The organism is Microcoleus harperi Pol14_C6, assembly GCF_036701295.1.
Lineage (GTDB): Bacteria > Cyanobacteriota > Cyanobacteriia > Cyanobacteriales > Microcoleaceae > Microcoleus.
Genome location: NZ_JAUBQN010000051.1, coordinates 1 through 24,264, shown reverse-complemented (window position 1 = coordinate 24,264; position 24,264 = coordinate 1). Strand labels below are relative to the sequence as shown.

17 protein-coding genes and 1 pseudogene are annotated in these 24,264 nt (G+C 46.4%); 6 read left to right on the top strand and 12 right to left on the bottom strand.

Annotated features, from left to right (window positions below):
* The first annotated feature begins 276 nt into the window (after positions 1 to 276).
* Positions 277 to 1,800, top strand: coding sequence for an MFS transporter (locus tag QUA27_RS24385; protein WP_333071267.1), 1,524 nt, complete (start codon positions 277 to 279; stop codon positions 1,798 to 1,800).
* Between the two features lie 180 nt (positions 1,801 to 1,980).
* Here the strand turns inward: QUA27_RS24385 and QUA27_RS24380 are convergent, their stop codons facing one another.
* The 4 genes from QUA27_RS24380 to QUA27_RS24365 form a co-directional block, all read right to left on the bottom strand.
* Positions 1,981 to 2,106, bottom strand: coding sequence for a hypothetical protein (locus QUA27_RS24380; protein ID WP_333071265.1), 126 nt, complete (start codon positions 2,104 to 2,106; stop codon positions 1,981 to 1,983).
* Positions 2,107 to 2,230: 124 nt separating this feature from the next.
* Positions 2,231 to 3,391: an ATP-binding response regulator gene (locus tag QUA27_RS24375; RefSeq protein WP_333071263.1), complete on the bottom strand. Its 1,161-nt coding sequence runs from the start codon at positions 3,389 to 3,391 to the stop codon at positions 2,231 to 2,233.
* The gene (locus QUA27_RS24370) at positions 3,388 to 3,759 is read right to left on the bottom strand and encodes a response regulator (RefSeq protein WP_333071261.1); all 372 of its coding nucleotides are present in this window, start codon (positions 3,757 to 3,759) and stop codon (positions 3,388 to 3,390) included. Before QUA27_RS24370 ends, QUA27_RS24375 begins: the two co-directional genes overlap by 4 nt.
* Before the next feature lie 406 nt (positions 3,760 to 4,165).
* Entirely contained in the window at positions 4,166 to 5,629 is a 1,464-nt protein-coding gene (locus QUA27_RS24365) for an ATPase domain-containing protein (protein WP_333071259.1), read from the bottom strand.
* 97 nt (positions 5,630 to 5,726) lie between these two features.
* Here QUA27_RS24365 and QUA27_RS24360 point away from each other — a divergent pair, with 97 nt between their 5' ends.
* Positions 5,727 to 7,142 (top strand): FAD-binding oxidoreductase, encoded by a 1,416-nt coding sequence (locus QUA27_RS24360; protein ID WP_333071258.1) that lies wholly within the window; start codon positions 5,727 to 5,729, stop codon positions 7,140 to 7,142.
* A gap of 203 nt (positions 7,143 to 7,345) precedes the next feature.
* Here the strand turns inward: QUA27_RS24360 and QUA27_RS24355 are convergent, their stop codons facing one another.
* Positions 7,346 to 7,495: a hypothetical protein gene (locus tag QUA27_RS24355; RefSeq protein ID WP_333071256.1), complete on the bottom strand. Its 150-nt coding sequence runs from the start codon at positions 7,493 to 7,495 to the stop codon at positions 7,346 to 7,348.
* 2 nt (positions 7,496 to 7,497) lie between these two features.
* Between QUA27_RS24355 and QUA27_RS24350 the strand changes: the two genes are divergently transcribed.
* The gene (locus QUA27_RS24350) at positions 7,498 to 8,907 is read left to right on the top strand and encodes a (Fe-S)-binding protein (protein ID WP_333071255.1); all 1,410 of its coding nucleotides are present in this window, start codon (positions 7,498 to 7,500) and stop codon (positions 8,905 to 8,907) included.
* Positions 8,908 to 8,972: 65 nt separating this feature from the next.
* Positions 8,973 to 9,191 (top strand): hypothetical protein, encoded by a 219-nt coding sequence (locus QUA27_RS24345; RefSeq protein ID WP_333071254.1) that lies wholly within the window; start codon positions 8,973 to 8,975, stop codon positions 9,189 to 9,191.
* 63 nt (positions 9,192 to 9,254) lie between these two features.
* Here the strand turns inward: QUA27_RS24345 and QUA27_RS24340 are convergent, their stop codons facing one another.
* Positions 9,255 to 11,498 carry a hypothetical protein gene (locus QUA27_RS24340; RefSeq protein ID WP_333071289.1) on the bottom strand — a complete coding sequence of 748 codons (2,244 nt, stop codon included), beginning with the start codon at positions 11,496 to 11,498 and terminating at the stop codon, positions 9,255 to 9,257.
* Between the two features lie 694 nt (positions 11,499 to 12,192).
* Here QUA27_RS24340 and QUA27_RS24335 point away from each other — a divergent pair.
* A complete protein-coding gene (locus tag QUA27_RS24335) occupies positions 12,193 to 12,702 on the top strand; it encodes a phycobiliprotein lyase (RefSeq protein WP_333071253.1) in 510 nt (169 codons plus the stop codon).
* Positions 12,703 to 12,830: 128 nt separating this feature from the next.
* On the opposite strand, the gene QUA27_RS24330 is transcribed toward QUA27_RS24335, so the two are convergent.
* The 4 genes from QUA27_RS24330 to QUA27_RS24315 form a co-directional block, all read right to left on the bottom strand.
* Complete coding sequence (locus QUA27_RS24330; protein ID WP_333071251.1) at positions 12,831 to 13,502, bottom strand: hypothetical protein; 672 nt, start codon at positions 13,500 to 13,502, stop codon at positions 12,831 to 12,833.
* Positions 13,503 to 13,662: 160 nt separating this feature from the next.
* Positions 13,663 to 16,191: a DUF3769 domain-containing protein gene (locus QUA27_RS24325; RefSeq protein ID WP_333071249.1), complete on the bottom strand. Its 2,529-nt coding sequence runs from the start codon at positions 16,189 to 16,191 to the stop codon at positions 13,663 to 13,665.
* 294 nt (positions 16,192 to 16,485) lie between these two features.
* The gene (locus tag QUA27_RS24320; RefSeq protein ID WP_039887172.1) at positions 16,486 to 16,602 is read right to left on the bottom strand and encodes a photosystem II reaction center protein I; all 117 of its coding nucleotides are present in this window, start codon (positions 16,600 to 16,602) and stop codon (positions 16,486 to 16,488) included.
* Between the two features lie 78 nt (positions 16,603 to 16,680).
* Positions 16,681 to 18,651 (bottom strand): hypothetical protein, encoded by a 1,971-nt coding sequence (locus QUA27_RS24315; protein WP_333071248.1) that lies wholly within the window; start codon positions 18,649 to 18,651, stop codon positions 16,681 to 16,683.
* Between the two features lie 182 nt (positions 18,652 to 18,833).
* Here QUA27_RS24315 and QUA27_RS24310 point away from each other — a divergent pair, with 182 nt between their 5' ends.
* The gene (locus tag QUA27_RS24310) at positions 18,834 to 22,502 is read left to right on the top strand and encodes an alpha-mannosidase (protein WP_333071246.1); all 3,669 of its coding nucleotides are present in this window, start codon (positions 18,834 to 18,836) and stop codon (positions 22,500 to 22,502) included.
* Positions 22,503 to 22,588: 86 nt separating this feature from the next.
* Here the strand turns inward: QUA27_RS24310 and QUA27_RS24305 are convergent, their stop codons facing one another.
* Positions 22,589 to 23,176 carry a cytochrome b gene (locus QUA27_RS24305; protein ID WP_333071244.1) on the bottom strand — a complete coding sequence of 196 codons (588 nt, stop codon included), beginning with the start codon at positions 23,174 to 23,176 and terminating at the stop codon, positions 22,589 to 22,591.
* Positions 23,177 to 23,757: 581 nt separating this feature from the next.
* A pseudogene (locus QUA27_RS27650) lies at positions 23,758 to 23,991 on the bottom strand (IS5/IS1182 family transposase); the annotation flags it as partial.
* Between the last annotated feature and the right edge of the window lie 273 nt (positions 23,992 to 24,264).

The window sequence follows — 24,264 nt, the reverse complement described above, 5'->3', positions numbered from 1 at the left end:
ATCTGAAAAGCTCTCTATTTTAGAGCGTTCATCCTGAAGAGTCCAGTAACCTACTGTCGCAGAAAAAATATAAAAACTTAGCTATTTATATAATTATTATTAATAATATTTCGGTAATTGGGGCATTCTTATTTTTTCTAATTTATTTAAGTAATCTTTCTTTTGGCTTTTGAGAGAAATGATTTTTAGCTTGCATCTATGGCTGTGTTCCTTAAAATACTTAACCTTATATTATACAATTAAGCTGCGTAGCATCTCATCTATTGGCTATCCAGTATGCTCGAAACACAAGAAGAAGATTACAGAACGAGTCCTCTCCCTCTTCAGGAAATCCAAGAGGATATAGCCTTACCAGAGACGGTACTTCTGACCAGTCCGCCTCTAAAACTTTCCAAACCGGAAACTCGGTCAAGCCTCAGAGCACTAACTTTGGAGAGTGTCTTCGCTACGCTTTTTTACAGCATCATCGGCGGCGCGTTGCTCAGTAATTTCTTGCTGGATTTAGGGGCTGGCCCAGTCGAAATTGGTATGCTCGCCTCCATTCCTCAACTGGTAAATCTGCTCCAACCGTTCGGAGCTTATATAGGAGACCGACTGCAGAGCCGCCACTGGTATTCCCTCTGGATTTTCGGACTGTCGCGACTGCTGTGGCTGATTCTCGTGCCAGCAATGTGGTTGGGAGGCTCATTTCAGCTCGCTGGACATCAGCTAGTGCAGTTGACATTGGCAATCATCTGGGTAACTCAAGTCTTAGAATCTTTAGGTCGTGCTTCCTTCTTGAGCTGGTTGGCGGTTTTAGTACCTCAGCGGTTGCGCGGGCGGTATTTTGGCTTTCGCAATAGTGCTGTCAGCTTGACTAATCTCATTGGTGTGCCGTTGCTGGCTCTAGTGGTATCGAACTGGCCCGGTGGAAGGCTCCAAGGTTACAGTGCCATCTTGGTTTTAGGAATTGTGCTTGGCATCATCAGTCTAGGTTGTCAGTTCTTTATGACCGATGTGAACCCAAAGCTTCTACACGTCACGCATTCAGATAGAGGCGAAAAATCATCCATAGGGGCAATTTTTAGGTTTCTGCAGGAACCCAATTTTTTAAAGTTTTTGCTTTACTCTGCTCTATGGAGCTTTGCCGTTAACGTCAGCGCTCCCTTCTTTAACCTCTATCTGCTGGATAACCTAAGTATAGATGTCAGTGTGGTAACGCTCTACAACAGCTTAGGAGCGGGTGCTAACTTACTGCTGCTGGTTTTTTGGGGCAAACTGGCTGACCGGGTTGGGAACCGCCCGATCATGATAATAGTGGGAATCTTGGTGGCTCTGACCCCTCTGCTCTGGCTAGAAGCTGGAACGGCTCCAATTTTTATATGGGTGTGGTTCCCGCTTTTGCACATCATCGGCGGTGCCACGTGGGCGGCGATCGACCTGTGCAGCGGTAATCTGATGATGTCGGTGACACCACTACGCAATCAGTCGATATACTTTGCGATCGCGGCGGCGGTTCCTGGTGTCACTGGGGCAATGGGAATCACCCTTGGTGGCTTTATCGCCACTTTGACCAATCTCGGTGGCTTGCCAGGGGTGTTTGCCCTCTCAGCCGTCTTACGACTTGCGGCTCTCCTCCCCTTGGTTTTTGTTCGCGAGCAGCGTTCTGTGTCTTTGGGTAAGTTTTGGCTGCTCTTGTTGCCAGCTTGGTGGAGAAAAGTGCCAGTTGAACCTGGAAACATCAGGTTTCAACCATTAATAGTTGAACAGTTGGACTCTGAGCCTGAAAGCTCAGGCGATCGCTCTTCAACTCTTGATTGATTGTAGTCCGACAATAATTCAGAAAAGAGTTGAGCGACCATTTTTAAAGTGTTAAAATCCTCGTCATATCATCTAAGATGTGACGGCTGTTGGGTCGCTTTTTTTCAGAAATATAAAGTCTGGCAATTCGGGATAAGTGTTGTATGGCATCTAATTATTTTTGGGTGCCTTCAACATTTTTTACGATAGCGATCGTTCGTTGCAGCTCGATCGCCAATTCTCACGCTCGTCAATCGCTCCTAGAACGACGATGCTCAATTTTATCACTTGACGAGCGGCTGTTAAGGGTTCTTCAAATTCTGGCATTGTAAAATAGCGAGAGTTTTCTTCAGTTTTTTGAGGATAAATCTCATGGTCACACTACCACGTACAGCCTCACCCAGGCGTCAAATTCATCGATGAATATCCTAAGATAATGCCTGCATCTAGTTTAAGGCGTTGCAGGCGAGATTTGCTTTTTTCCAGGTTGTGCGATCGGCAGCTTTACTGTAAATGTACTGCCGACGCCTTCTGCACTGATCAAAGTAATTTCGCCACCGTGCAAGTCCACGCATTTTTTAACAATGCTCAGCCCCAGTCCAGTACCGGGAATTCGACCGACATTTTTAGCCCGGTAAAACGAATTAAACAGCCGTTCTTGGTCTGCTAAAGGTATGCCAATTCCTGCATCCTGTACCGAAAAAATAGCCTCGGTTTCAGTAAGTTTTAATTCAAAGATTACTTCAGTCTTTGGGGGAGAATACTTAATAGCATTGGACAGCAAATTGCCCAGAATTCGCCGGAGTAAGCTTACCTCCAAACACGCCATCGCCGATTGACAGTGATTGACAAAAATCAGCGTTACCCGCTCATTTTCAGGTTTCAACTTCAGGCTGCTATGAAATTCCCCTACCAACTCATTACAAAACTTTGCTAAATCTATGGGTAGCAAGGAAAAGCCTGTTTTTCCTGACTCAACACGCCCCAGCAGCAGCACATCATCTAATAACAAATCTATGCCTTTTGCGGCTGCTTGAGTTTTGTCTAGAAGTTCTTGTGTTTTCTCATCTGTTAATGTCAACTTGTACTTGCTAAGAAGTTGTGTAGTGCCGATGATGAAATTCAAAGGATTGCGAACGTCGTGGGCAATCATGTACAGCAAAGATGTTTTCATCTCGTTGAGTTCTTGGGCTGTTTGCAGAGTGCGATCGAGCTGGTCGTGAGACAATTTGAGAGTTAAAGACAACTGGCGCGATCGCAGCAAAATCTCCACCCGCGCTTGCAATTCTATCTTCTCGATCGGAGCGATAATCAAATCGTCAATACTTTGCCAAATAAATTGCGTTGCCATTCCTACATCCGATCGCGATGTAATCAAAAGAAAAGGCAAGCATACCGGGTTTTCTGCCTGCTTTTGGGCTGCAACCCATTGCCAGTGGCGTTTCAGAGAAATACCGTCAATTATCGCCAGGTCAAAAGATTGATTAAATGGTAAAAAATCCTCACTATTATCTGTTGAGTTTGGCAACAATACCTCATAGTAAACTGCTAGCCATTCTAATAACAGGCGGCGATTTTCTTTCTGTTCGACAAGCAATAAAATTTGACTCACGCCGGTTCTCCTAGCAAGCTGTGAACAATTCCCAGCAAATCTCTAACGATTAAAGGTTTTACCAACATATTCCGAGCACCGTGGCAGAGGCTTTCGTGCTGAATGGCAGCACTTTGTTTGGGCGAGAGTATCAAAAAAGGAATTTGGTGATTTCGCAGTTTTTCGCAGCACTCCCAAATCCGGCGGTCGAAACCAGAAATATCTACTAAAGCCATACCGATTCTAGCAGGCTGACTGATAGCTTGTGCAACATCTTCAAAGGTATAAGCTGCGATCATCTGGTATCCTTCTGTGTTGAGAAATTGTGCTAGGAGTTCTAAGTTTCGGTGATTGCGGTCAACCGCTAAAATTATTGAGTTTTCAGTCATCTATCAGCTTCCTTTGAATAGGGGTTATACCATTTTAGATTTTAGATTTTAGATTTTAGAATGGGGAGTGACTGATTGTATATGATGGATTGGGATGTGGCCTAAAGTTGGATTTTTTTTATCTGGTATTAGCTTACTTTTCGGCGAGGGATTACATTGGTTTTCAGTTGAGTGAATTACAGATGCTGGGGTACAGGACACGGCCGCGTGCCCTTTGCCCCTACTGTATTTCATAGAAGTGAAAACTACACTACGATAAAAGTCGAAAAATACACAAATTTACCAATATATTTAAGTTTTCCAGGAGTGAGGCTAGTGGTGAGGTGCGCGGTGCGCACCCTACTAATTTGATTCACGACTGCAAAATTAGCTCCAATTGCCCAAAAACAGCAGGATAAACCCCGATTCAATCTTCATCGGCTTCCTCCTCAATCCACACCGGCGCCGAACTCAAAATGCCGCGCAGCCCCCGTATCGGTTTGCTGACTTTGATGCCGTAGCGAGTAATCTCGAGTTCTCGCAGAGTTCTCTCGAAATTGCTGACTCGCTTTTTAATTACTCCGATCGCCTTGCGGATTTCTGTCCTATTATGCAGTTGGCGCTCCAGATAACGTATAAACAGAAGATTATCCGCCAAATAGCTAATCCCGATCTCGGTCAGCCGAAAATCTCCGCTAATGGCTTCTACCTCATTAATCAAGATAACCGTGACTCCCATATTCTTCAGATACTTACACAAAGCGTGCAAATTGTTCACCAAATCTTGCCCCTGCATCGAAAGCTGATAGCCAGAAATACTGTCAAGCATCACAATCCGCGTCTTTTCGTGCTCCACCTCCTGGCGTACCATACAAGCAAACTGATCCGGCGAGTACAGCAAAGGTTCCACGGGTATCACGGAAAGACTTCCTTGCCCAATCATCGCGTCAACCGGGATGTTAACTGATTGGCAGCGCTGCAGTAGAGTAGAACTTGACTCCTCAAAAATGTAAACTACCGATCGCTCCCCCCTTCCTGCAGCTTCCTTCATAAACTGAATCCCCACCGTCGTTTTACCCACGCCGCTAGGCCCGCTAATCACCGTCACAGTCCCGCGTTCGAGTCCCCCGTGCAGTAGTTCGTCGATTTCAGGAACCCCAGCAGAAATCGCTTCAGCAACAAAATCCTGTTGATAGTTGTCCGGAAGCAGTCGCGGAAATACCTCCATACCAGCCTCAGTCAGGCGCAGCGAATGGCGGCCGCTGCGGAAGTTGGAGCCTCGCAGCTTGGTAACAGATAGAGTGCGTCCTTCAGGGCGCAGTTCCAAGTAAATTACTCCGTCGCTGATGAATTGCAAATCGTCATCGGGAGCACTTGAAGTGCCTTCTGAGGTGAACACCACCGTCGCCCCCCCTTCCACCAAAAACCGCAGAAAAGACAAAACTTGTTTGCGAAACTGAAACTCATCCGCAGCTAAGTAGCGAAATTGAGTGATCGCGTCCAAAAACACCCGTTGTGGCTTGACAGCTTGGACTCGCTCGATAATCTTTTGTGTAGTCGGTTCTCGCTCAACCTCGGAGGGGGAGAAAATATCATAAGTCTGAACTTCTGTAAAAAATTCTGAGGATGGGCTCAAATCGAGGAACGCCATCGCTTCAATATCAAAACCGAGAGTTTCGGCATTGGCGCGCAATTGCGCTTCCGGTTCTCCTAAAGTAATAAACAGGGGCGTTTCTCCCAGAGCCACACCTGCAGCCAAAAAGTGAAAGCCCAGTGTAGTCTTACCAGTACCCGGGCCGCCGCGCACCAGATAAGAGCGTTGAGAAATTAGGCCACCGCCAATCACTTCGTTGAGACCGGTAATTCCCAGAGAAATTCGGTTTTGAGACATTTTTTTGTTCATGTTTTGAATATCGGGCCCGTATTAATATTTAATGGTTTTAGGCACTGTTTTGATAATTTTTTTTACCGGGCGTCTGATAACCTTCATGAAATCTTTTTCTACCGAAAATTACGTAAGCATACAAGAATTAGAAAGTATTGTCGGGACTGCTGGCATCTGTCGCTGGCAAGATACAGAGCTATTTTGGCAAGAACGGGTAGAAAAAGCAGTTGCCCCCGACACGAAAATAGATTGTACCGTTTACCCGAATACTCAGGAAGAACTGGCGGCTGTCATTGCTTGGGCTGGGCAAAATCGCTGTGCAGTCTTGCCTTGTGGTAGCGGCAGCAAACTTGATTGGGGCGGTTTAGTAAAATTAGACTCCCATCCCCCCCACCCCCCCTTAACAAGGGGGGAGCAAGATGTTTTCAAAGTGGGTCTTTTGAAGGGGGATTTAAGGGTATCTCCTGATGCAGCGAGGCTTGTGGCTGTCAGCACTTCGCGCCTCAATCGACTTGTACAGCACGCTGTGGGCGATTTAACCGTGACGGCAGAAGCGGGGATGAAGTTGGCGGATTTGCAACAAATTTTAGCTGCAGCAGGTCAATTTTTGCCGATCGACCCAGCATATCCGCAACAGGCAACTTTGGGCGGCATTGTCGCTACTGCTGATGCGGGTTCCTTGCGGCATCGCTATCGGGGGGTGAGAGATTTGCTATTGGGAATTACCTTTGTGCGATCGGACGGTAAAATTGCCGTAGCCGGAGGTCGAGTTGTTAAAAATGTCGCCGGTTACGACTTGATGAAACTGTTTACTGGTGCTTACGGCACTTTGGGCGTCATCAGTCAAGTAACTTTCCGAGTTTATCCGCTGCCTGAATCATCGGGAACCGTAGTCCTGACAGGGGAAACTAATGCTTTAGCTCAAGCAACTCAAATCTTATTGTCTTCTGCTTTGACTCCGACAGCCGTTGATTTGGTGTCACCTGATTTAGTAGCACAATTAGGTTTAGGAAAGGGCAAAGGATTGATAGTAAGATTTCAAAGTATCGCAGAGAGCGTTAAAGAACAATCAGCCCGCTTGCTCGAAGTTGGCGAAAAGTTGGGTTTGCAAGCAAATATCTGTGGCGACAATGATGAGCATCAGTTATGGCAAAGATTGCCAGAAATAATCGGGAATAGAGCCAACTACTCAGCCATTATTTGCAAAATAGGAATCAGACCCTCGGAAGCTGTAACGGCAATTAACGAATTGCCGGTACAGGACGCTTGGATTCATGCAGGCAGCGGTTTAGGGGTTTTACGGTTTGAGAATGCGACAGCCCAAACGCTGTTGCAGGTACGCAGAGGGTGCGAAGCGAAAGGTGGTTTTCTGACTGTTTTAGCAGCGCCGACCGACATCAAGCAACAGTTAGATGTTTGGGGTTATACTGGAAGTGCGATCGCTTTAATGCAGCGGATTAAACAGCAGTTTGACCCGGAAAATCTTTTGAGTCCCCATCGTTTTATAAGGGGTATTTAGTTTAAAATTGGTAGTCTGGAGTTCTGTTTTTCTTGCATCCCGGTCTAAATCCTTTGTTAACTAAATTTGTTTTTTAACGAACCGCGAAGGCACATTAGCCAAGCGGCGCGTTAGCGCTAGACCGCGAATAAAGAGAAAAGAAGAGAAGTTTTTGTTTGCTTAATGGATTTAGGCTTGCTAAGCATAGCAACCGCGCCTGACTGTTAGGAAGTTATTTTCTTAATTGCAGAAATATAAGCGGTCGATTGCTTCTGACTTCTCTCGCGACGATAACTAAATCCTTTTTTCTTCTTCCTTCTTCCTTCTGCACTCTTACTTTTTCCTTCTTCCTTCTGCCCTCTTCCTTCTGCCATATATGCAAACTTCAGAAAAATCTCAAGTTCCCAGCGACGAGTTAAAACCTGCTAAAGAAAGCAATTTTCTAGCACAAAATCCCCATTTACAAAATCCCGAACTACAGGGTTTTGATGCTAATAATCCGCCGAATCCCCTATTAATCGATACTTGCGTGCACTGCGGGTTTTGCTTGTCAACTTGTCCGAGTTATCGCGTACTGGGGAAAGAAATGGATTCGCCCAGAGGCCGCATTTATTTAATGGATGCAATTAACGAAGGCGACGCACCTTTAAACGCAGCCACCTCACAGCATTTCGATAGTTGTTTGGGATGTTTAGCCTGTGTAACGGCTTGTCCCTCTGGAGTTCAATACGATAAATTAATTTCCGCAACTCGCCACCAAGTTGCCAGAAATCAGGAACGCACTTTTTCAGACAATGTAATTCGCACTCTAATTTTTAATCTCTTCCCTTATCCTCACAGATTGCGGCCTTTGCTGATACCGCTGTTTATTTATCAAAAATTAGGACTGCCAAAACTTGTCCGCAAAACAGGTTTGCTGAAGAAAGTATTTCCCCGCTTGGCTGCGATGGAATCAATTTTGCCGAAAGTTACTGTCGATTCTTTCCGGGATAATTTACCAGAGGTAATTCCGGCACAAGGGGAGAAACGCTATCGAGTCGGGGTGATTTTAGGCTGCGTGCAGCGACTGTTATTTTCGCCGGTTAATGAGGCTACTGTGCGAGTTTTAACGGCTAACGGTTGCGAGGTTGTGATTCCGAAAAGTCAGGGATGCTGTGCTGCTTTGCCGGAACACCAAGGCCAAGCGGAACAGGCGAAAGCTTTGGCAAGACAAATGATTGATAGCTTTGAAAATACTGGCGTTGATTTTGTGATTATCAACGCTGCTGGGTGCGGCCATACTTTGAAAGAATACGGTCATATTTTAGCTGATGACCCGCAATATCGGGAGAAAGCTGAGAAATTTGCTGCGAATGTTAAGGACGTGCAAGAGTTTTTGGCAAGTGCGGGAATTACGGCAAAACTCAATCCTTTGATTGACGGAGATTTGACAATTGTGTATCAAGATGCGTGTCATTTGTTGCACGGGCAAAAGATTAGTTTGCAGCCGCGTCAGTTGCTGCAACAAATCCCGGGGGTGAAGTTAAAAGAACCTGTGGATGCGGCTTTGTGCTGCGGGAGTGCGGGGGTTTACAATATGCTTCAGCCGGAGATTGCTGATGAATTGGGAGTGCAAAAGGTGGAGAATTTGCTGAATACTGGGGCGGAGTTGATTGCTTCTTCTAATCCGGGTTGTTCTTTGCAAATTAAGAAGCATTTGGAGTTGCAGGGAAAGGAAGTTACTTTAATGCACCCAATTGAGCTTTTGGATTATTCTATTCGCGGGGTGAAGTTGCTGAGGAAGTAGTTGTCTAGGGCGGGCGGTGTCTGCCCTATTTTTGATGTGCTTTTTTGTGAATGAGATTTTTTTTAATGAATTGCAGGAATTCACAGGAGGGGCGCCTGTTCCACAGAGGAGGGTGGGGTGAAGAGTTGCAAATTAATCGCCCTGAGAGCGAACTGTTTAGAAGTTATGAGGAGGTTTCTCGCAGTTTGGAAAAAGCCGAAGATCCTGCAGAACAAGAACGACTGCACGCTGCTGTACTGGCAGAAAGACTGCGAGCGATGGGAATTGACCCGGAACAATTGTAAACTAGATGGGGAAAAGAGCGATCGCACTTTTAAATTTTAGCAAAAGTGCGATCGCCACAATGACTATTTCCCCTCTTCTAACCTCAAAAAATGCACCTGTCCCGAAGCTTCCGCCACTACGATTGTCACCCCATCAGGTGCAGCAGCGCAAGCTTTCAAAGCACTATCTCCCCTGAAAGTAGCCATTACTTCTCGACTTAACAAATCCCAAACTTTGAGAGTATTATCGTCCGAAACAGAAATTGCCTTTGTTCCCATAGTCGCCACAGATGTTACCGCATCAGCATGACCTGTCAAAGTAAAAACTTCTTTTCTACTTGACAAATCCCAAACTTTCAAATTGTGTTCCCGCCCGCCAGAAATGGCCGATTTGCCATCCGCCGTAACTGCGACAGCATTCACAAAACTCTCATGACCTTTGAGAGTGAAAAGTAGATTTTTGACGGCTAAATTCCATAAATTTGCCAAAATATTCTTTTCTTTCCCCAAACTCCAAACTTTCAGAGTTTGGTCGCCGGAAGCCGAAATAACCCGATTGCTGTCGGGAGTAACTGCCACCGCTTTTATCCCGTCCTCATGACCTGAAAAAGTAAAAAGTTCCTCTCCTGTTTCTAGATTCCAAACTTTAATAGTTTTGTCTGCCGAACCGGAAATCGCCATCGTTCCGTCTGCCGTCACTGCCACAGAATTTACCCAGTCTGTATGACCAGTGAATGTAAAGATTTCTTTTCCGGTTTCTAGATCCCAAACTTTCACAGTTTTGTCGCCGGAACCCGAAACTACTCGCTTGCTATCCGGTGTTATTGCGATCGCTTTTACCCAATCTTGATGTCCCGAAATAGTAAAAATTTCCTGTCTGTTTTTGAGATTCCATACTTTAATGCTGTTGTCTCCTGAACCGGAAATCGCTTTCGTACCGTCCGCCGTCACTGCTACAGCATTTACCCAGTCATCGTGACGTGCAAATGATAAATTTTCTTTGCCTCTTTCTAAGTGCCAAACTTTGAGAGTTTTGTCAGAGGAACCAGAAACTATCCGCTTGCCGTCGGGGGTAACAGCCACAGCATTCACTGGGGCGATGTGATTGGTAAAAGTGAAAAGTTCTTTTTTTGTTTCCAGATTCCAAACTTTCAGCGTTTTGTCGCCGGAAGCCGAAATTACCCGTTTACCATCGGGACTGATTGCCACAGCTTGAACGAAACTGCTGTGTTTTCCTAAAGTGAAAAGTTGCTTTCTTTCTGACAAACTCCAGACTTGAACACTTCCGTCGTAACTGCCGGAAATTATTTGTTCGCCGTCGGGAGTAACTGCTACACTTTTTACCCAGTCTTCATGACCCGTGAGAGTAAAAACTTCTTTTCCAGTTTCTAGGTTCCAGACTTTCATGCTGTTGTCTCCGGACCCGGAAATCAACCGTTTGCTATCAGGAGTTACTGCTACTGACTGGACAAAACTGCTATGACCTTTGAAGTTAAAAATTACTTCCCTAGTTGTCAAATCCCAAACTTTAATACTGCCATCCCAAGAACCTGAAATTACTCGCTTGCCGTCGGGAGTTACTGCTACTGCTTCTACGGCAAAAGTATCGCCTGCAAAGGTAAATATTTCTCTCCCAGTTTCTAAATCCCAAATTTTAATGGTATTGTCCCAAGAACCGGAAATTACTTTAGTGCCGTCGGGGGTGACAGCTACAGCGTTGACATAGGTAAGATGACCTTTGAGGGTGGAAAGTTCTTCTCCTGTTTCTAAGTGCCAAATTTTGAGATTGTGGTCGGAGGACGCAGAAATTGCCCGCTTGCCGTCGGGGGTGATTGCTACAGCTTGTACCCAGTCTGTATGTCCGGTGAGGGTACGCAGCAATCTCCCGCCGGGAGGAGTAAAGCTGGGCGTTAGCGGTCGCAGCCAGGGGGGTGTTTGGTGTTGTGCCTGTGCTACCAGTGCTTGAATTTCTGGACTTTCAAAGCACATCAAGCGGGCTATTAGTTGGGTGGCTAGTTGGCTTTTATCTGTGGCTAGAATGTGGGCAGACAGCCGAATTGCTTCTTGGATTAATTGGAGTTGGTCGGCTTTTTGGTCTGAGATAATAATATCGGGAGTTGTTGCTAAATCGTAATCTTCTATTAGCGCCTGTACTCCCGATGCTGACAGCTTGGCTTTAATAAAATTGTAATCTGTTAGTAAGCTGTATAATTTTTCGGAGTCTGAAGTCGCTGCTAGCTGACTTGGCAGGATTCCCAGGTAGTGCGTCTGTTCTGCGGGCTGCATTTTATCCAGCCCTTGTCTAAACTCGGTCATAAATTTACGGATGTGTTTTTTAAATGTATGCGATCGCTAGCTGCACCCTACCGAAAAGCTGATCGAGAATCTTTTCTCTTGACTTAGCATGACATATTTAAATGCTATGTGCTACGGGCTTGCTGTCCTCGGTTTGGTGATGGTTCGATGAATTGCTGGTTTTTTAGTCGAAGTCTGCTTTGAGAATTTTCAAGCAGTGCGATTACAATAAATCGCCGCCAATATCATTCGACTCAGCAACGCCCAATTTACCGATAGATCGATAAAAGTTCACATATATCGTTGTTTTTCTTAACATAGCTGGTATTTGGGCGACGATGGTCGATCGATCAACACTGTCAAAGCTAAAAAATTTCAGGTATCGCAATCCTATTTAAAGTGCGAAAAAGACTTTTTATAACGAAATATGATGGCGGATGCTCTAATTTTCTGTCAAGTCGGCCGCATCAGCAAGGCAGATGTCCCCCTGGTTGGGTTTTGTACCTCAACGGTATCTGTAATCTGTTTCGCCCACAGCTCTCAGAAAGCTTTGCAGGTGCGCCCCCTTCCTCTAAAATATAGAAAAGGACTTGCACTCTTAAACCGGGTTTCTAAACAAAATCATTGGTTTGACCGCTAGGTACGTAGAAAGAAACCGGATTTCTGACTCCAGAGCGCGCAAGTCACGATCGCAAATAAAGCAGTATTGACTTTAGAGACAAATTTCATGGATGTTATCGAGTTTTTCGAGTTAAGTGCAGGCAAATGGTTTTCCCAGCGTACCGTACACAATCTCAATTCTGGCGAATTGCAGGCGGGTAAATCCGACCTCAAAATAGAAATACTGACAGCTAGCGATGCAGCAGTCGTCAAACTTTGCCAACAACACTCGATCAACCCGGCTTCAACTGGGCTAAAGGGCGTTCGGATTAGTTGGGACGGTATTCCCGATCGCGACAAAGCTAAACAAATCGGTTCTACAATATTAGCGATCGTACCAAATCCCGACAATCCCAGCGAAGGCAAAGTGTTGCAAGACAAGGGTAACGGCCGCTACGTGATGGGCGACGACGTGCTGACATTGATTACAGAATCAGACACCCTCCATGCCGAAGAAAGGCTGTGGTATCTCATGCCCAACCTGCGGCTGCGGACTAGCATTGTTAAGCAAGCTAACGGTACCGAACAAGCATCTTTTTGTTCGGAGATTCGGATGGGAGGAAGTCCGAAAACTTAACTCTCACAAACAACTATGTAATTCCCCAACATTACACCAATTCAAAAAAAAAATGCAACTGTAGGCAGATCCCAATCACGATTTTCATCAGTCATTCCTAATTCTTTAATCGAAAATCGAAAATGATATTACACCCTATTTCTGCTTTCTCCCTTCTTTCTTCTGCCTTCTCGGGCAATCGCTTTTAACTTGGTATGAAAATCAGTGTGTTTGACAACTGGGAATGATTTTGCCACAGGTTTGTCCGCTAATTTGTGCTCAGCTTCGGCTCGATCCGCGAGGGCGGTAACAGCCACATCTTCATATACTACAAATTCTGTATTTTCTTTTGTGCGATCGTCGGCTGCAGGTAATTTTCCTGTTTCCTCTGCCTCTGTGTTTGGGACTTCTGCATGAAGCCCCACATCAAGTTGCGCATCTGACGGCCCACGCAAATCTAACTCTGCGGCAGTTACTTCCGATTCCGGGTTCGATAAAAGTATATCTTCCGGTGACAGTTGAGCAGCACTTTCCCCGGTTAAATTTTGAGGAAAATTATTGCATACCAAGCGTTCAAACTCGCGATTGAAATGATAGAGAGGTTGACCTATCCGATGCCACATACTCAATAGCTGTCCCACAGACACAGCCTTGTAGCGGCCTTGATAAAGCGCTTCAACCACTGCTAAACGCAGCCAATAGCCGGGATACTTGGTCAGCCATTCACCCGCCAATTTCTCGGCTTTTTTGCCACCTAGGTCAAAACCGTAGTGAACCAGCAGAGCCGCTGCTTGTGCAGATATTGCCGTCACTTCTGTCATTTGTTGTCTGTTGACTGTTGACTGTTATCTGTTGACTGTTGACTGTTGACTGTTATCTGTTGACTGTTGTCTTTTGGTTCCAATTACCCAATGACCAATTCCTCATTACCTATTACTAATTCCCCATGCCCAATGACCAATGCCCCATTAGCCAATTGAATTAATCGGATAAACGCACTCCTCCTTCTACAGTTCGCGCGTCCCCGGAAAAAGGTTCGGGAGTACCGTTCCAGTTGAAGTCGCTAATTCTAAAAGTCAGGCTGCCGACTTGACGCTCAGGATTAAAACGTAAAATGATTGCGTAGGTGCGGCGACTGTATTCTAAAGTGTAATTCGTACTGATTGTTTCCCCGCTTTCTAAATTAATAGCACTTTGAAATCCAACTCGAAAGCCTCCGTAAACTTGCTGGACAAGTCCAAAAGACAGGACTCTCAAATCTACTAAGCGATCGAATAAAAACGGCGAGATACCGTCGCGCCCCACCTGGGTATAAGTCACGTTAAACCCAGTGTAATCGAGGAAAGGGCGGGAGAAATGACCGAACTGCCCTTGAATGCCGACGCTGCCGGCGAGGGAATTTTGTCGATCGCCACTGCTGTAATAAGTGCCAACTCCCCGGAGTCCCAAGGCCAGTTGCAAGAAAGGAACCACCGGCGTCCGCGTATACCTCAAACCCTGGGTGGGAGTGCGGGGCAGCGGTTCGCCCTCCCACAGGTTGAAGCCGCGGCTTAAGGCGAAGCTGACTTGGGAACGGCCCAGATCGACGCGGTTGTTTTCCCGCACTGGTTCGAGCAAGTCTGCTCGATCGGTGTCAGCATTGATAAATTGATACCCGGCCTGGTAGCTGAGATTGATGCCAGTGCCTCCGAGTTGGATGACTGGGGAAGTGAGGACTGCCCCGAGACTGCTCTGCACGGTTTGATAGCCCAGAGAACCGTTAAACAGTCGATCGCGATAACTGTATTCTGCTGCCAGAGAGTGAGTGCCGATCAACTGCTGCAGGCGCAAATTGCCCCGAAAGCTGTTTTCCGGCAAATTCGGGAAATCTTCCAAACTCAGAAATATTGCCGATCCGTCCAGCCTGGTGCGCGGACCGAGACTAGCGCGTAACCTCGCTTTCAGCCCGTAACTATCGGGAGAAAACGGATTACCGCCGTGCTTTTCCACAACCCGCTGCAGGTAAATTTGGGGTGTCAGAGTCAGCCGCACCGGCCCGTTTTGCAACACCTCAAAACCGCACTCGGCATACAAACCGCCGCGGTCGCCTCCGTCGTAGCCAAAGGTCAAACACGGGCCGCTCTGCTGCCGGCTGTCAAATACTTGCCTGCGGGGATACACGGGTATTTTCACCCGGTTGTCGAACACCAAGCGGGGTTTAGTTGTGACCAATTCCTCTGCCGTGGGCGAAATCCTTCTAATCGTCGCCCTCCGGGCCCTGTATTCAAATTCCGGCGGGGAAAACGGGTCGTTAGTAAGGCGAATGTTGGTTGCTACCCTCGCGCCGTCTGGCAGCAGTTCGATGCGTTCTGCTTCAAAGCGGACGCGGTTGACCGCACCAGTAACTTGGGGGGCTGCTAGCTGTCCACCGCCACCGATAGTCACTGTAGCAGCGCCGGGGGATTTGACTCCGCGCAGGGGCTGCTGGCTGGTAATTCGATCGCTCAGCGGCTGTTCGAGAATCGTCCCAGCACTGATATCCGTCGGCAGTGTGGGGGTCAATTCGCTACCTGCTGCAGGCAGGAATATTTCGCCGCTGGCTTGTTCGACTGCGCCGCTGTTGAGGCCGAGATTGAACTCCATCCGCTGGCCGCGCACTACTTGTTGGCCGCGGGTATAGGCGACATTGCCGGATGCTACCACTTGGCGGGTGACTAAGTTGACGATCGCTCGATCGGCATCAATCACAGTTTGCCGGAACCGCACAACGACATTACCAACCGCCGTCACAATTTGCTGCTTGTCGTCGAATTCTTGGCTGTCAGCCTTAACTTCAATTGTATCGGCCGGAGTCACGGGCAAAGGCACCGTCCGCCCAGAAGGTGGGGTGCGGACTCCCGGCGCGGCTGGTTTAGGCTTCGGTTTCGGCGCAGCGGGGGTTCTGGGTGCGGGGGCAGTTCCTGGTGTGGGAATGTCGAACTGCTGTTGCCCGCTGGGTGCTGGTTCTAGCGCGGGTTCTGGAACGGGAATCTCCGCAGGTTCGGGAGAGTTATCTTCTAACTGCCGGCCTTGGGCCTGATACCAACTTTCGCGCTTTCCGACAACATTCCTCTCCTGTTGTTTCTGCGCCTCTGCCGTGCGTTTTCGATTGCGAATGGCAATGGCATTTTCTACCGAACCCAATTGGTAAGCCGTAAACGAGGAATCTTTCGGAGTTTCCCCAGTTTCTGATTCTACCGCAGGAGCCCGACGCTGAAATCCCACAACTGCGTCGCCACTTTCCACTGCTGCTAGGGGGTCGGCGATTGCTGGAGGCTGGTCAGTGGCTGGGGTAGTGCCGAGGAGTGTGGCTGCGGCTTCTGCTGGGGCTGGTGTGGGTTGTGGCTGAACGATATCTGGGCTTGGTTCCGGTATTTCTGCGGGGTTGCTGCGGGTGTCTCCATCGCCGGCCGCGACAGTGAGGGCGACTTTTTTTGGCTTTGCGATGTAGATGATGGCAGAGGGTTCTGGCGGCGGTACCGGATAGGGCATAGTTACAACAGGTAAGTCATCCGATTTTAGATTTTAGATTTTAGATTTTATAGGGTGCAAATTATTGAAAATTTTTGCATCTAAAAGGCAACTGTTTAGACATTAATCTGACATCTAAAATTTGCAGTGGTTTTGGCGCGCCGGAATATGGCTGCTTTCAGAACTTGGTTCCGCCACAAGATAACCTCGCTGCTGGTGCGAGGTCAAGTTTTGTTCGACTAATTTTTGCGAGTTTGCAGGCTGGCTGCGGGGCTGCGGTAGCGTACCCCCCAGCCAGCGGGCGGGATAACTTGTTTATTCCATGTCTCTGCGGTTGGGGTTCCGGGCTGGGTCATTGGACAAAAATCCAAATATGAACAGGGAAACGAAAAATAAAACAACTACATTAACTACGATTTTGAGGGTTAGCACTGTGGGAGTCTCCAAAGATGGCATAATACTGAGCTGATTTGCTGCTCTTGCAGCAACTTTTTTATCATAAGCTAAAGATTAGTCAATTTTATCTTTGCTTTTGAGGATTTTTGGCAAGTTAATTTTTGCCCAATTCCACAGTTGCTCGGCGATGTTTTCTAGCTGCAGCATAACTCGATCGAGCCATTCGAGCACTTGTTCTAGCGGGTGCTTAATGTATCCCATCGATTCTGCTTTTGTTTCTAAGTAGTCTCCATCGGATGGGACGCCTGCGCTGGGATTTTTGGGTTCGGCTGCGGCGGGGGTTGTGGGGGTTGCGGGGGTGTATCTGCTAGTTTGCGCGGTGATTGCTGCTGGGGATTGGTGGTTTTGTGCGGTGTTCGGGTTTGTGTTTTTTGGCACTTGGGTTTCCGGCGCGCGCCCTGGGGTTGATTCTGCTGCGAGTGCAGAGCTATTTTTTTGAGTAACTGCTAAATCAGATGCTGTTTGGGGTTGACTTGTTGGGCTTTTTGCGACGAGCAAGCTCTGTTTTAGCTGCCCCAGCAGGCCGTGAAGTGCTTCGGGGTAAGGGGATATGGAGACTGCGGTCGATCGACCTTCTGGCACTTCTCCTAATTCTGCTATTTTTTCCTTGACTTTGGCGCTGCTTTGTGCTGCATGGGGTTCGGAACTTCCGTCGGTTAAATGCTGCGGTGCTGCTTCCCCGAATAAGTCTTGCCAGTTCAGCCACGGTCGATCGACCTCTGGGCTTTTTTGCGTGTTTTCTTGTTCTCGTCGCTGTTTCAAAGAATACTGAATTGCGACTGCTTTCTCCGTATTATCACTGGCGGCGGTTTCTTTGCCCAAAAGGTGGTCTACTGACGACCAAATCATTTGTTCGATGTTGCGAGCGTATTTTTCGAGGATGTCGCGGGCGGACAAATCTACATTGGCGTCTGTGCCGGATGTATTAATTTTGACTCCGGGGGCTTCTGTAGGTGCGGCGATTGTTTTTGCCGATGGCGGCAGGGTTAATTCTTCGATGTTGACGGCGGCGCGATCGAGTAATGTAACAAAGGAGAGAGGACTAGGGGGTCGATCGAACTTGCTGTTAAAATTAGTTTCTAGTTTTGGGGTATTGTGGTCGATCGAATTCGATGCCGCAATTGACTGCTGTGGGGTTTTTGCTTCGATCTGGGCGCGGGCTTTTTGGACTAGGATTGAATTGCGGTCGATAGCTTTTTTAACTGCGAGGATTGATTCTCCAAACTGATTTCTTTTGAGGGCAACCGGACTCGTCTGAAGCCATGCCATCAATTCCCAAAAACGACGCACCGGCGGCAACTGCGCTTTTTTAGCCGCCGACTCCAAACCGAGATTAAATTTTAATTCTTTTTGGGTAATTTCCCGCCGTTCGGGCCCGCAGTTTGCTACTTCCCAAGTTATGCGACCTTCGAGCAGTTCCTGCTGTTCGGGTGTCAAAATATCTAATATCTGATTTTCTTTTCCGACCAATACTAAAGTCCGGGCTGGGATAAAACTGGCAATTCCCTCAACTTTCGGTTGCGGTTTTAATCCTGTTTTAGCAAGCGGGAGTTCTAAGACGGCAGTTGTTTGATGCTTTGTGAGTTGCCCGCTAAAAGTGATTGCCGGATGTAAATTGCTAGCAGTATTTCCCTGATTAATTAACAGCGGGAAGGTGGCTAAAGTTTTCGCGGTTTGCGACGAGGTGAGTAAATTTTCGGCGAGGTGCAAAATTTCGGCGATAGAACTTTCGTCGGAAGTTTCCCCTTGATACCAATTTTGTTGCCCATCGGGATTTTCGTCCCCGCCAAATTCTTGCAGTTCCGGTAAATCTACTTTTTGACTTGATTCCCGCAACTGTCGGCCTAGCAGTCGGGAACTTTGCACCAGCAAATAAGCTGGATAAAGCAGAATTTGGGTGGCGGTGAGAGTTGCTTCTTTAATTTGACGCCAAGTTCGATCGCAATTGTCAGCGACTTGGCGGGACTGTTTCGATATAAAATTTAATAGCCGGCTTTGGTATGGGCCGTAGTAACCGTTGGACATAAGTTTAATTATTGAATTCAGATTTTTGATTCGCGCGGGAATTGCTGAATATTGCTGTAAAATCAAAGCGAGATCTTAATCGCAGCTTCAAACCCTCTGAAACCTTTATTTCTTCGCGTCCTTTGCGTCGGGGCGGTTCAATCCGATTTCTGATTCATACACAATTCCTATTTTAGCGAAATATGAGCGCTTCTGTGTCACCTGCTAGCAACAATGTTTCTGCCGCTGTCGAGAAGTTGCGCCGCCTCAGCCAAGTGGAGGTTCAGTCTGGTTGGAGGTACTGCGATTCTGACTCGGCTGTCTCTTCGGTAAATATTTGTAACAGCCCTGTTGCCGAACTTAACGGCAAAGGACATATTGCGTGGCCGTCGGGGAAACAAGTTTTGTATTTGGGCCAGCAATTTGTAATTCCTGACAATTTGCACGGCTATCCTGTGGTTGGTTTGCGGTTGCTGCTGGGTTTGACTTGGTGGGCAGAAGATGCTCAAATTTTTGTCAACGGCGAGTTAGTCGGACAGGGAGATTTATTTGATTTTGCCGATCGAGTTTTGTTGAGTTCGTCGGCAAATCCCGGAGATGAATTTTTAGTTATTTTGCGGTTGGTAAGTCCGGGTCACGATAGCGGTGCTTTAGTGCGATCGATTTGTTTGTACGAAGCTGCTGACTCTTCTTGTTTCGATCCGGGTTTTGTGGCTGCCGAATTAGAGATTTTGCAAAATTCGCTAACTCGAAATTTAGAAAATGTAAATTTCCAATACCTCTCCACTGAAACAATAGCAAATCGCCCCATGTTTGTCAAGGGGGAAACGCTGAAATCTGAGATTGATTTGGCGATGGATTTGATTGATTGGTCGGCGGTGGGCGATCGCGTAAAGTTCGATCGCTCGCTGTCTGTTTTGCGGCACAATTTACTGGGATATCTGCAGGCTTTTTCTGGGGATTTAGATGAGGGAACCGCAGAGGGGGCAGAGGTCGCTGAGGGAGGAAGAAGAGAGGAAGTTTTGGAGGTTGGAGAAAATGGCAATTCTACATCTATATATATAGGAGAAAATGGTGCTCTGACATCTATATATACAGGTAAAATCTATTTGGCCGGTCACGCTCATTTAGACTTAGCTTGGCTGTGGCCTGTCCCAGAAACTTGGGAAGCGGCAAAGCGAACTTTTGAGTCGGTATTGAAATTGCAATCGGAGTTTCCCGATTTAATTTTCTGTCATTCAACTCCCGCACTTTATGCTTGGATGGAAGAACATCGCCCGGACTTATTTGTTGCGATTAAAAAACAGGTGGCGGCGGGTTGCTGGGAAGTTGTCGGCGGGATGTGGGTAGAACCGGATTTAAACTTGATTTCCGCTGAATCAATGGTGCGGCAAGTTTTTTACGGACAGCGTTACGCAAAAGAAAAATTTGGGGAATTGATGCGGGTGGCCTGGCTACCGGATACTTTCGGTTTTGGGTGGCAATTACCTCAGATTTTGCGGCAAGGCGGAGTTGACTATTTTGTGACGCAAAAGTTGCGTTGGAATGATACAACGGAATTTCCCCACGGTGCGTTTTGGTGGGAAGGGTTGGACGGTACTAAAATATTTAGCATGATGTCTGCTCCAATTGGTGAAGGCATAGAATCTGTGAAAATGGCAAGTTATGCTTTTGACTGGCAGGTTAAGACTGGTTTGCAAGATGCTCTTTGGTTGCCTGGGGTTGGCGACCACGGCGGTGGCCCGACTCGTGATATGTTGGAGGTGGCGAAACGCTGGAAAATGTCGCCTTTTTTCCCGAAGTTGGAGTTTGCGAAAGCGGTTGATTATTTGTCTTTGATTGAGAGTCAGTTTTTGCCGGAAGTTGCGGAAAGTTCGCAGAAAAGCGATGTTGCAAAACCTGACAATCAGGAGAATTTGGGGGCGCGAGAATTGTCAAACTTGTCGGCAATTTCCGCAACTAAGTCCGAAAGCGATGTTTCAGAATCGGACAATCAGGAAAATTTGCCAGTTGTCGAAAGCATCGGGAATTTTGGGGCGCGAGAATTGTCAAACTTATCGGCAATTTCGGATGCAAATCATTCCATCTCACAACTCAAAACTCTTCCCATTTGGAAAGACGAACTTTACTTAGAATTCCACCGGGGCTGTTACACGACTCGCGCCGACCAAAAACGCCAAAACCGTCGCTGCGAAGAATTGCTCTACCAAGCGGAGTTGTTGTCTTCGCTGGCAACGATTTGTACTGGTGCGGTTTATCCGAAATCCGAGTTAGAATCTGCTTGGAAACAGATTTTGTTTAACCAGTTTCACGATATTTTGCCCGGTTCTGCGATCGCCCAAGTCTACGCGGATGCTAATCTAGCCTTTACCGAGGTCGATCGCACTTGTCGCGAAATCATGCTAAAATCTTTGGATGCAATCTCGGCTCAAATTTCTCTGCCGAATCCTCCGCAGCCCGACGCTCAACCGATTTTGATTTTCAATACCCTTAATTGGTCGCGCTCTGAGGTTGTCGCCGTACCTCTTCCCGATGCCACTGATTCAGCTTGGCAAATTTACGACTTGTCCCGACGGCGACTGGCTTCGCAGATTGTCAGGGGCGATCGACCGCAATCGCACTCTACACTGTTATTTTGGGCAAATAATCTCCCCGCCGTTGGCTACCAGGTGTTTTGGCTGTGTCCCGAAGACGCTCAAACTGTGGATAATGCGTCCGCGAGTCCAGAAACCGAAAAAAAGACAGAGTTATCAAAACTTACATACGGTATATCACAAAAAAACACCGTCAGTCAAAAAACGCCTTTTGCCCCCGCACAAATGGTTTTAGAAAATGAATTTATTCGGGCAACAATAGACGGACAAACCGGGGATTTATCCAGCATTTGGGATAAAGTAAATAACCTAGAAGTCCTGAATGCAGCAGGCGGAAATCAACTGCAAGCATTTCAAGACAGCGGTCAATATTGGGATGCTTGGAACATAGACCCAAATTATGAAAAACATCAGTTACCCGCGCCCACACTCAAAGAGATTGCTTGGGTAGAGCAGGGAGAAATACGGCAGAGTTTGCGGGTAGTCCGACAAATTGGCAAATCGGAATTTTGCCAAGATTATATAGTAGAAATAGGTTCGCCGCTGCTGAAAATCAAGACAGTTGCAGATTGGCAAGAAAAGCACGTTTTAGTAAAAGCAGCCTTTGGGTTAAATGTAGAAGCAGATTTTGCAACTTGCGAAATTCCCGGCGGTGCGATCGATCGCACAACTAAGCCGCAAACACCCGCCGAAAAAGCCAAATGGGAAGTGCCGATTTTGCGCTGGACTGATATCAGCAATGACGGTTTTGGAGTGAGTTTGCTCAACGATTGCAAATACGGTTGCGACCTTCAACCAAATCAAATTCGGCTGACTTTGCTTCGGGGTTCGACTTGGCCGGATGAACAAGCAGATGTAGGAGTTTCGGAATTTACTTGTGGAGTCTATCCCCACAGCGGAAATTGGCAAGAAGCCGGCACGGTTCGACAGGGGTACGAATTGAATTTACCACTGCTAGTAAAGGTGTTACCCAAGTTAGAGGAAAATGGCCGCAAGACTCTGTCCGCAGTTGGCAAGTTTTTGGATTTGTCCGCCGAAAATTTAGTGCTGATGGCATTCAAACAATCGGAAGATGATTCTAATGTGTGGATTTTGCGGTGTTGCGAGTGTCACGGTGAAGAGGCGAAGTTTGAATTAAAGAGCGATTTGGGTTTGGCGATCAGTCAACCTGTCGATTTATTAGAACAACCCATAAATTTGCCTCAGAAGTCAGACGATGGGAGAAGTTTCAGAATATCACCGTGGAAAATAGCGAGTTTTGCAGTCAATTTATCATAAATTGTCCTGGACGCCTCAACTAATTATGTAAGGTAGGCAGCGTGTACCCTACCACTACCAATTGAGAATAGTACCCCATCGCAAATTTATCCAACCTTTTGAGACTTTGCGAACTTAGTGCGAACAAAATTGGCCAACCGGCGCCAATTAGCCCTCACAACTTTCTTCTGATCTATAATATGCAAAATCGCGAACGCTAAAAATGTGTACGCCAGCCAAAAATGCAAACTCCTTCCCAGATTAACTATTGCGGAATTCTGGGGAAACATATCCGGCAAAACAATTCCGAAAAACTTCACATTGTTACTTTTGTAAGAGTTAGAAAGCAAAAAACCAGCAACCGGAACTAGCCACATAAAAACGTACAAACTTGCGTGCAGAGCAAAATTTTTGTACCATTCCTTTGTAAACTTTGGCAGGCGTTTCGTATATTTTTTCCACCATACCCGCAGCATAGTTAAAATCCGCCAAGTCAGTAAAGCCATTGTCAGCACTCCTACGGATTTGTGAAAATCGTAAAGGGGGCCTCGAATAAACAATTCTCCTGGCAATCGAGCCATAGAAATACCGCCAATAAACAGCACTAAATAGCAACCTGACATTACCCAGTGTAAGGACATCAGTTGTTTGAACGCAGAATTAAGTCTGGGTTTCGCAGCGGGTTGGGTACTCACTCTTCCTTACCTCCTTAGCGTTTGCTGGACAAGATTAAGTATAAACTATCGGACTAAAGCCCGTAGCACATTGTGCATTATAAGATTTACTTAACTTAATTATTACAAATATTTATTAAGTCGAATTCACTAGACCTCTTGCCCACAAAAATATATGTTATAATCAAACTCTTTAAATTTAATCGCCTAGAGCTAACTCATAATTGTAAATTGCTGACAACAAATGACAATGCAGACCATAACGGCGACGACGATTCCGATAACGACTAGACTAAATAAGAGAAAATTTTGAGAGTCCGATTAACGTGTTCAATTCCCTATTCTTTTCTGGGCTAGAGTTAGATTATAGTTTTTTGCTAAGAGAGCAGGCTGCCCATTTTTAGGTTTAGTTCTGGGAATAGAACTATTCTGGCGATCGTCCTTTATGCCTTGATAGCAACTATCTTGTAAGGTATATGTTTCGGGATGAATATAATCTTTTCTTTTTTAAAAAACCTGAAATAGTGGCAACGCCCTGTCCAAAAGCAGTGCAAATAATCTCTTTAGTTTGTCGATAAATTAATAATTTAAGTTTTTATAGTTTACTGTTTGTTATTGCCTGAGTAACATTTTTTCTGTTTATTTTCGGGTTGTTCAATAGTTGTTTTCGTGACATCTATCACCGCGATTTTTGGATAATAAAATTTTTTGACTAATGCTTTTTTTCCCGGAATTCGGAACTTCCCTGTTTTCATTAAAGTTGATTCGATGTTAGTTACAGTTCGGCCAATAGTTGATTCAGATGCTCCCCAACTTGTCCCTATCTGAAAATATGTTCGATATTCTCGCTAATATTCCAAGGCGACTAAGACTTGTTCTTCGAGAGTTAGAATCTGTAGTTTAGACTAACTAAAGATGAGAACGGTGGCCAAAGAAGAACTAGAGCCACCGTTAAGGAGAGAATGAGGGGGAAAAATAAAAACCTATCCACTCCTTAAATGAACAGTGAACGATTAAAGGACTTTCGTCAAGACAATACTCCGGACAGTTTTTAAATAGGGATGCTTACGCAATAAAGCACAGAAGCGAAAAAACTGAGTGCTATCTGA

Excerpts from the sequence above, each read along its gene's own strand:
- QUA27_RS24385 (WP_333071267.1), top strand. The coding sequence starts at position 277 with ATGCTCGAAACACAAGAAGAAGATTACAGAACGAGTCCTCTCCCTCTT.
- QUA27_RS24380 (WP_333071265.1), bottom strand. The coding sequence starts at position 2,106 with ATGCCAGAATTTGAAGAACCCTTAACAGCCGCTCGTCAAGTGATAAAA.
- QUA27_RS24370 (WP_333071261.1), bottom strand. The coding sequence starts at position 3,759 with ATGACTGAAAACTCAATAATTTTAGCGGTTGACCGCAATCACCGAAAC.
- QUA27_RS24365 (WP_333071259.1), bottom strand. The coding sequence starts at position 5,629 with ATGTCTCAAAACCGAATTTCTCTGGGAATTACCGGTCTCAACGAAGTG.
- QUA27_RS24360 (WP_333071258.1), top strand. The coding sequence starts at position 5,727 with ATGAAATCTTTTTCTACCGAAAATTACGTAAGCATACAAGAATTAGAA.
- QUA27_RS24355 (WP_333071256.1), bottom strand. The coding sequence starts at position 7,495 with ATGGCAGAAGGAAGAGGGCAGAAGGAAGAAGGAAAAAGTAAGAGTGCA.
- QUA27_RS24350 (WP_333071255.1), top strand. The coding sequence starts at position 7,498 with ATGCAAACTTCAGAAAAATCTCAAGTTCCCAGCGACGAGTTAAAACCT.
- QUA27_RS24345 (WP_333071254.1), top strand. The coding sequence starts at position 8,973 with ATGAATTGCAGGAATTCACAGGAGGGGCGCCTGTTCCACAGAGGAGGG.
- QUA27_RS24335 (WP_333071253.1), top strand. The coding sequence starts at position 12,193 with ATGGATGTTATCGAGTTTTTCGAGTTAAGTGCAGGCAAATGGTTTTCC.
- QUA27_RS24330 (WP_333071251.1), bottom strand. The coding sequence starts at position 13,502 with ATGACAGAAGTGACGGCAATATCTGCACAAGCAGCGGCTCTGCTGGTT.
- QUA27_RS24325 (WP_333071249.1), bottom strand. The coding sequence starts at position 16,191 with ATGCCCTATCCGGTACCGCCGCCAGAACCCTCTGCCATCATCTACATC.
- QUA27_RS24315 (WP_333071248.1), bottom strand. The coding sequence starts at position 18,651 with ATGTCCAACGGTTACTACGGCCCATACCAAAGCCGGCTATTAAATTTT.
- QUA27_RS24310 (WP_333071246.1), top strand. The coding sequence starts at position 18,834 with ATGAGCGCTTCTGTGTCACCTGCTAGCAACAATGTTTCTGCCGCTGTC.